Source organism: Syntrophotalea sp., assembly GCF_050253115.1.
GTDB lineage: Bacteria > Desulfobacterota > Desulfuromonadia > Desulfuromonadales > Syntrophotaleaceae > Syntrophotalea > Syntrophotalea acetylenica.
On record NZ_JBFWJQ010000004.1, the window covers coordinates 44019 to 52129 of the forward strand.

The 8111-nt window shown below is 63.0% G+C and carries 5 protein-coding genes; 3 read left to right on the forward strand and 2 right to left on the reverse strand.

The window, feature by feature from the left end:
* Positions 1-12 precede the first annotated feature (12 nt).
* From AB7E65_RS01060 to AB7E65_RS01070, 3 genes are read left to right on the forward strand one after another with little or no spacing between them, the layout of a single operon-like run.
* On the forward strand, positions 13-2442 hold the full coding sequence (locus AB7E65_RS01060; RefSeq protein ID WP_428745105.1) for a TolC family protein: 2430 nt from the start codon (positions 13-15) through the stop codon (positions 2440-2442).
* 4 nt (positions 2443-2446) lie between these two features.
* Positions 2447-3550 (forward strand): efflux RND transporter periplasmic adaptor subunit, encoded by a 1104-nt coding sequence (locus AB7E65_RS01065; protein ID WP_428745106.1) that lies wholly within the window; start codon positions 2447-2449, stop codon positions 3548-3550.
* A complete protein-coding gene (locus AB7E65_RS01070) occupies positions 3547-6618 on the forward strand; it encodes an efflux RND transporter permease subunit (RefSeq protein WP_428745107.1) in 3072 nt (1023 codons plus the stop codon). The genes AB7E65_RS01065 and AB7E65_RS01070 overlap by 4 nt, the downstream gene beginning before the upstream one ends.
* On the opposite strand, the gene AB7E65_RS01075 is transcribed toward AB7E65_RS01070, so the two are convergent.
* The gene (locus AB7E65_RS01075) at positions 6605-7105 is read right to left on the reverse strand and encodes a methylated-DNA--[protein]-cysteine S-methyltransferase (RefSeq protein ID WP_320360564.1); all 501 of its coding nucleotides are present in this window, start codon (positions 7103-7105) and stop codon (positions 6605-6607) included. The two genes, AB7E65_RS01070 and AB7E65_RS01075, sit on opposite strands and share 14 nt — an antisense overlap.
* 59 nt (positions 7106-7164) lie before the next feature.
* Complete coding sequence (locus tag AB7E65_RS01080; protein ID WP_428745108.1) at positions 7165-8004, reverse strand: radical SAM protein; 840 nt, start codon at positions 8002-8004, stop codon at positions 7165-7167.
* Positions 8005-8111: the final 107 nt, after the last annotated feature.

Genomic DNA, 8111 nt, shown 5'->3' on the forward strand with positions numbered 1-8111 from the left:
GGATGCCTCTTTATGATGTGCCGCCATCTTTTGCCGCTGCTTCCGCACCTTCGCCGCCGGCTTGCCGGCCTGCTGCTGCTTCTGACATGCCTGCTGGCCTCACCGGTGACCAGCACCGCCCGGCCCGTGAACATCGGGGTGGTCATGGATGGCCCCTGGCAAGGCAACCAGGCCATTCTGGAAATGTTTCAGGCCGAAATCAACGATCTGCTCGGCGCCGAATTTCATACCCGGTTTCCGCAAACCGCCCTGTTGACCGCCGACTGGAGCCAGCAGGGCGTGCACCGTAACATCGACCGACTGCTGGCCGACGACAGCATCGACATGATCCTCGCCCTCGGGCTTCTGGCGGGACAGGACCTGGCGCGTCGCGGACCGTTGCCCAAACCCTGCCTTGCGCCGCTGACCGTCGATCGCGCTGCCCAGCAACTGCCGGCCAGCAACGGCAGCAGCGGCGTTTTCAACTTCAACTACATCGCCACCACAAGCCCCCTGTTACGCGACCTGCGCCTGTTTCGCGAACTGGTGCCGTTCCAGCACCTGGCCATCCTTGTTCATCGTCCCTACCATGAAGCTATTCCCGAGATCACCCGCAACCTCAAACGGCAACTGGCCGAAACCAGCGTCTCCCTGAGCGTCATCCCGGTAAACGGCGCGGTGGAAGCTGCCCTGGCAGCCCTTCCTGAAGAAACGGAGGCCGTCTACATCACCCCTCTGCTGCTTGCGGAGGAATCCTTCCGCCAACTGATCGCCGGGCTTTCCGCCCGCGGACTGCCCAGCTTTTCCTACCTGGGTTACGAAGAAGTCTGCAAAGGGGTACTGGCGGGAGCGGCTCCGGCCACCGATTTTGCGCGACTGGCACGCCGCACCGCGCTGAACATGCAGCGCATTTTGCTGGGTGAGAACGCTGCCAGCCTGCCGGCCACCACCTCCCTGGAGGACCGCCTCGCCATCAATATGGCCACGGCCCGCGCCATCGGCTTCTCCCCCGCCTGGAACATACTCAATGAAGCCGAACAGTTATTCGCCGAGCCGCTGACAGCGACGCGGCGCTGGTCCCTGGACACGGTGGTAAAAGAAGCGGAAGCGGTGAACCTCGACCTGGCCGCCGCCGACCGCAAGGTCGCCGCCGGCCGTGAAGACATCCGCAAGGCTCGCGCCGGACTGTTGCCGCACCTGGAACTATCGGCGACCGGGAGCCTTATCGATCAGGACCGCGCCGCCGCCAGCTTCGGCACCCAGGCCGAGCAGAGTCTGAGCGCTTCCCTGGAACTGCGGCAGAATCTTTACTCCGAATCCACCTGGGCCAATCTCGATATCCAGAAACAGCAGCAGCAGGCGCGGCAGGAAGAACGGCGCCAGTTGCGCCTCGATGTCATCCAGGAGGCGGCCTCCGCATACCTCGATGTACTGCGGACCAAAACCCTGCAGACGGTACAGAGAAACAATCTGCGCGTGACGCGGTCCAACCTGGAACTGGCCCGTACCCGACGGGAAATCGGATTTTCCAGTCCCGCCGAAGTCTATCGCTGGGAAAGCCAGCTGGCACGGGACCGCAGGGCTCTCATCGACGCCGACGTGGCGCGTACCCGAGCGAAACTCGCCCTCAACCGCATCCTGCAGCGCCCCCTGGAAGAAAATTTCACGACATCCGAACAGGGCCTGGACGATCCGGTGCTGTTGGTCAGCGACCCGCGCCTGTTCGCCCAGCTTGCCACTCCGGCGGCATTCGCCAGATTTCGCGATTTTATGGTGGCGCAAGGCCTGAAAGCCTCCCCGGAGCTGCAACGCCTGGATGCGGCCATAGCGGCCCGCAGACGAGCCCGCCTTGCGGCCCGGCGATCGTTCTGGGTTCCGGACCTGTCCCTGCAGGCCGGAATCACGCACATGCTTGATGAAACCGGCGAAGGCGTTGAATCGCCCTTCAGTCGCCTCAAGGGTTTGCTTCCCGTTAACATCCCGGAAGCCGATGACACCTCCTGGAACGTCGGCATTCGCCTGTCGCTGCCCCTGTTTTCCGGCGGCACCCGCTTTGCCGACCTGGTGCAGGCTGAACGCCAGGTCGAGGGGCTGGAACTGGAACGCAAGGCGCTCGCCGCCCGCACGGAGCAACGTATCCGTAGCGCCCTGCACAACAGCCGGGCCTCCTACACCGGTATCCGGCTGTCCCGCGAGGGGTCCGAAGCGGCGGCCCGAAACCTGGAACTGGTGACCGATGCCTACTCGCGCGGGGTGGTCTCCATCCTTGAACTGCTTGACGCCCAGAATGCCGACCTGGTCGCCGAGCAGGCCGCCGCCAATGCCGTTTACGATTTTCTTCTCGATTTGATGGCCGTACAGCGCGCCATCGGCCAGTTCGATTTTTTTCTCGGGGCCGACGACCGGGAAAACTGGTTCAGGCACCTCGAACAATTTCTGCAACAGGCCACCTTGCCGGAGTGACGCCATGCCCGTCCGATACCTTGCCTTTCTGTCGATCATCCTCAGCCTCATGGCCTGCAACGACAACGGTCCGCCTCAGCCGCCCCCGCTGCGTCCGGTCCGCAGCGCGACGGTAAGGGCTTTCAGCGGACAGATTCAGCGCTCGTTTTCCGGCATTTCCAAAGCGGGCCAGGAGTCCAGGCTTTCCTTCCGGGTGCCCGGCGCCATCGAGGGCCTGTTTGTCAAAGTCGGAGACCGGGTGCAGGCCGGACAACTCATCGCCCGCCTCGACGCCACCGACTACGAGCTGCAGAAACAGGAGGCACAGGCGGCTCTCGCCAGAACCCTGGCCCAGGCACGCAACGCCGAAGCCAACTATGCCCGGGTGCGGGCCCTGTACGAAAACCGCAATGCTTCCCGCAACGACCTCGATGCGGCCCGTGCCGCCAGCGAATCGGCCGCCGCGGCGGTACGCGCAAGCGAGACCCGTCTGGAACTGGCCCGCTCGCAGCTGCGCTATACCCGTCTCACCGCGCCGGTCAACGGGGCCATCGCCAGTGTTCCGATCGAGGCCGGTGAGAATGTCGCGGCAGGCCAGATCGTGGCGCTGCTCACCGCCGGGGCCATACCGGAGGTCGGTGTCGCCATCCCGGAGAGCCTGATCGCCGGCATCGAGCGCGGCGACGCGGTAGCCATCCGCTTCGATGCCCTGCCGCAGCGTGTCTTCGAGGGGCAGGTGACCGAGGTCGGCGTGGCGGCCACCAGTTACGCCACCACTTATCCCGTCACGGTGCGCCTGAGCGGCGCCGACCCGGCCATTCGGCCGGGCATGGCAGCGGAAGTCGCTTTCAGCTTCGGCCAGAGGACCGAAGGCGGCACCCGTTTTCTCGTCCCCCCCGAGGCGGTTGGCGAGGATCGCGCCGGGCGCTTCGTGTTCATCCTTGAAGTCGAGGGGGCGAATCTGGGCCGGGTCCGCAGACAACCGGTAAGGGTCGGGGAACTGTCCGCGGAAGGGCTCGAGATCGTCTCCGGTCTGAAGGACGGCAACCGCATCGTCACCGCCGGCGTCGCCCTGATTCAGGATGGCCAACAGGTCAAACTGCTCACGGAGCCGGAGCCCGCGCCATGAATATCACGCGCGCGGCACTCGACAAAACCCGCATCACCTACGTCGCCCTGGTGGTGGTGGCCCTGGCCGGGTTGTTCTCCTTCAAATCCCTGCCCCGGGACGAGGATCCCGGGTTCGTGGTGCGCACCGCGCAGGTGCTGACCTATTTCCCCGGCGCCAGCCCCGAGCGGGTGGAGCAGCTGGTTACCGACAAGCTGGAGAAGGTCATCCAGGAAATCCCCGAGATCGACTACATTGACAGCGAATCGAAACCAGGCGTCTCGGTCATCTTCGTCAACATCCTGGAACGCTACAAGAACATGCGTCCCATATGGGACAATCTGCGTCGGAAGGTGCAGCGCGCCACCGGGGATCTGCCCGACGAAGTGGTGGGGCCTTTCGTCAATGACGAATTCGGCGATATTTTCGGTACCATTATCGCCATCACCGGCCAGGATTTCAGCTACGCGCAGCTGAAACAGATCGCCGAAGACTGCCGCAACGAACTGCTGCTCAGTGACGAAATCGCCAAGGTCGACATCCAGGGAATCCAGCAGGAACGCATTTTCGTGGAGTACAACAATGCCCGGCTGGCCGAACTGGGGCTGTCGCCGCTGCTGCTGAAAAACATCCTCGAAGCCCGCAACATCATCATCCCCGGCGGTGAAATCTTCACCGACAAGGAACAGATCGTGCTGGAACCGACGGGCAATTTCGATTCCGTCGAAGACCTGCGGCGTACTGTCATCAACGTGCCGGGCAGCCGGGACGTGGTCTACCTGGAGGATCTCGTCAGCATACACCGCGGCTACATCGACCCGCCGAAGGCCAAGGTCCGCTACAGAGGACAGCCGGCACTGACCCTGGCTCTTCACCTGCGCGAGGGAGGAGATATCCTCAAGCTCGGGGAGGAGGTCCGGCAGGCCATCGACCGTTTTCACGAGGCCTACCCCATCGGCGTCAGCTTCGATGTGGTGGCCTTCCAGCCAAAACACGTCGAACGCAAGGTCTCGGAATTTACCGGCAACCTGCTGCAGGCCATGGCCATCGTGCTGACGGTGATGCTGGTGTTTCTCGGCCTGCGCACCGGGCTGGTGGTATCGAGCCTGATTCCCATGGCCATGATCATGTCGCTGATGGTGATGGGTTTTTTCAACATCGGCATCGACCAGATGTCACTGGCATCCCTGATCATCGCCCTGGGCATGCTGGTCGACAACGCCATCGTCATGAGCGAATCGATCATGGTGCAGGTGGCGGAGGGCAAACCGGCGCGGCAGGCGGCCATCGATTCGGCCCAGGAACTCAAGATCCCCCTGCTGACCTCGTCGCTGACCACCGCGGCCGCCTTCCTGCCGATTTTTCTGGCCAAATCCTCCACCGGCGAATACACGGCGCCCCTGTTCAAAGTGGTCACCATCACCCTGCTCTGCTCATGGCTACTGTCGCTGACCATGACCCCGCTGCTGTGCAGCCATTTCCTGCATCCCGACAGCAAGGCCGGCGCCGTTGATTTCCAGTCCCGTTTCTATCGCGGGTATCACGGCGTACTGCTGGCATTGCTGCGCCACCGGTGGCTGAGCGTGGCCGGCATTGTTGTGCTGTTCATGGCTGCCATGCTCGGCATGCGGCTGGTCCCCAAGACTTTTTTCCCGCCCAGCGACAAGGCCATCTTCTGTGCCGAACTGCGCCTGCCCATGGGCACGCCGCTTAAACGAACCGAAGCGGTGGTGCAACAGATCGAGGATTTCATGGGCGCCGATCTGGCGTCCGGAAACGGAGGTGAAGGGATCACCGACTGGGTCGCCTTTATCGGTGAAGGGGCGCCGCGCTTCATGCTCCCCTACAAGCCGGAACCGCCCAGCCCGGAATATGCCTATGTACTTGTCAACGGCACCTCCCGCCGCCACCTCCTCGACAGCGCCATGCCGCGTCTGGAAGCCTTCTGTCGTAGCCGCTTTCCCGACCTCAATCCGCGCATCCGGCCTCTGAACCTCGGTCCGCCGGTGGACAACCCGGTGGAAATCCGCCTGTCCGGCAAAAACAGCGAAGAACTGTTTGGCATTGCCGACAAAGTCAAGGCGCATCTCGCGGGCATGCCGGGCATCCTCAACATCACGGACGACTGGGGAGCCCGCACCAAAAAACTGGTGGTGCGCGTCAACCAGCCCCGCGCCCTGCGCGCCGGTCTGACCAGCCGCGATGTGGCGGTATCGCTGCAGACCATTCTCAGCGGCATCACCACCACCGAGTACCGCGAAGCAGATGAAGTCATCCCGGTCACCCTGCGCTCCACGGCCGCCGACCGCCAGGATTTCGGCAAGCTCGAAACCCACAACATCTACGTGCAGCGCACCGGGCAGTCCGTGCCCCTGAAACAGGTGGCTGATATCGAAATCGCCTGGCAACCGGCCAAGATCCTGCGCCGCGACCGGCGCCGTACCGTTACCGTTGAAGCCGGCCTTGACACGAACGGCAACGCCATCGCCATCGCCCGGCAACTGGACCACTGGCTGAAGAAGGAACAGCGCGGCTGGCCCTTCGGCTACAAATACGAAATGGGTGGTGAACTGGAAACCTCGGGCAAGGCCAACGAATCGATCAACGTCAATCTGCCCATCACCGGTCTGCTGGTGGTGCTTTTACTGGTAGGACAGTTCAACTCCCTGCGCCGCCCGCTGATCATCCTGTTGACCATCCCCCTGGGCATGATCGGCGTGACCGCCGGCCTGCTGCTCACGGGGAGCTATTTCGGCTTCATGACCCTGCTGGGAGTGGTGTCACTGGCAGGCATCGTTATCAACAACGCCATCGTGCTTATCGATCGCATCGACATTGAAATCGAGCAGAACGGCCTGCCGCCAGAGCGCGCGGTAATCGAAGCGGCCATGCGCCGGCTGCGGCCCATTTTGCTGACCACCGCCACCACCATCGGCGGCCTGCTGCCTTTGTGGCTCGGCGGCGGCCCTTTGTGGGAACCGATGGCGATCGCCATTATTTTCGGCCTGCTGTTCGCCACCGCACTGACCCTCGGCGTGGTGCCGGTGCTCTACAGCCTGTTCTTCAGGGTGGGTTTCAAGGCACGGTGATTCCTTCCAATGCCAGCAGTGCCCGCTTTTTGTCCAGCCCTCCCGCATAGCCGGTGAGGCTGCCGTCGGCGCCGAGTACCCGGTGACAGGGAATCAGGATAGCTATCGGATTGCGTCCCACCGCGCCACCCACTGCCTGTGCCGACATTGCGGCTATCCCGGTTTTTTCGGCAACTTCCCGTGCGATTTCGCCGTAACTGGTGGTAGCTCCTCGGGGTATTCGCAACAAAATGCTCCATACCGTCTTCTGAAAGGGCGTTCCTCCGGGATCGAGGGGAACATCGGGGACAGTTGCCGCTCCGGAAAAATAGCCCTGGAGCCATGCCCGCAGAGCAACCAGCACGGGATCATCGGGCTGCTTCAACCAATCATTCATGCCGGCTGCAAAGTGTTTCTGGCCGAGAAAATTCAGCACCGCTAGCTTGCCGCCTTTGGCAGCCGCCAGCATGGGTCCCAACGGCGTATCGATGGTACAGGTATGAGTCATAAGTCGACACCCTTTCCTTGACGACAAGTTCGCCGGCTGCTTCCTGGCCAGGCGACGATTCAGATCAAACGCTGCATCAACAGCCTGCAGATCTCCTCGACATTGTCCGGCGTGGCGCCCAGTTTCCGGCAGATCGCCGCGGCCGCCGCCTGCCTGCCGGGATCCTGCAGATCCGCCAGGCCACGCAGCACGCCGCCGCGGCGGCCGACAAGATACAGGCAACGCCGCTCGTCGGGCAGGACAAGAAACGCCTCAACCATGCTCCGCAGCCGTGGCAGATCCTTGGGCAACCGGCCCGACAGATCTTCGAACAGGTTCAGCGCATGGTCGCTGACCAGTTCGCCGTGGGCCGCATCGAGCGACTGCAGAAACAACAGCAATTCCCGAGCCAGCTCCCGGCTGTCACACAGTTCAAAGCGGCCGCTAAGCCATTCCTGCGCCAGGGGCACGCCGCCGGGGATGGCCAGGGTGCGCAGACGGATAAATTCCGGATCGATGGCACACAGGGCGCTTGCGGAATCCCGGGCATGGCGTTCCGACAGGTTTCTGCCTCCCAGACCCGGCATGACATAGGCGGACAGCTCGATGCCAGCCTGCCGGACCCGCCGGCCGGCCATGATATGCTCAGCACGGCTGGCGCCTTTGCATACCTGCCGCAGCACGGTGTCACAGCCCGACTCCAGGCCGATGTGCAGGCGCGACAAGCCTGCCTGGCGCAGGGCTAAAAGGTCTTCCGGGCGATAACGTAATACCGTTTTGGAGCGCGCGTAAGCGGTAACGCGAAAGGGCCAGGGGAAGGTTTTGCGCAGATGATCGAGGATCGCCCGCAGCTGCACCGGGCCGGCGATCAGACCGTCGGCATCCTGCAGAAATACCGACTGTAAGTATCCCCCGGTCAAACCGGGGGCTTTATGGGTGAACCGCTCAAAGCGGTTGGCTCAAACCTTGGGCCGCCTAAAGGCGGCTGGCTATTTGAGCAGGTTCAATTGATCCAATCTGCTATCTT